The 491-nt window shown below is 68.0% G+C and carries 1 protein-coding gene; it reads left to right on the forward strand.

The features are described 5' to 3' along the window. A partial coding sequence (locus AC3A56_RS17575; RefSeq protein ID WP_487771218.1) for a hypothetical protein occupies positions 1-491 on the forward strand: 491 nt, incomplete at both ends.

Below are 491 nucleotides of genomic sequence, written 5' to 3' on the forward strand. Positions count from 1 at the left end.
CTGGCGGGCGGTGGTGCGGGCACGCTGGATTACAGCGCGTACACCACGGCGGTGAGCGTGGGCCTGGGTGGTACGGCGACCGGCACCGGTGGCTGGAGCGGGATCACCACGGCGAAGGGCGGCTCGGCCTCGGACACGATCAGCGGCAGCAGCCAGACGTATCAGCTGACCGGCGCGAACGCCGGCAACAATGGCGTGTTGAGTTGGACCTCGTTCGAGAACTTGAGCGACAGCGCAGCGGGCAACTTCGTGTTTGCCGATGGGGCCACCGTCAGTGGCACGCTGGCCGGTGGTGGTGCTGGCACGCTGGATTACAGCGCGTACACGACCGCGGTGAACTTGGACCTGGGTGGCACGGCCACCGGCACCGGTGGCTGGAGCGGCATCACCACGGCGAAGGGCGGTTTGGCCTCGGACACGATCACGGGTTCCGGCCAGACCTACCAGCTGGACAACACCGTTGCCAACCAGGGCAGCAGTGGCCTGGTGGG

This window comes from Rhodanobacter sp. Soil_C_14 (assembly GCF_057657335.1).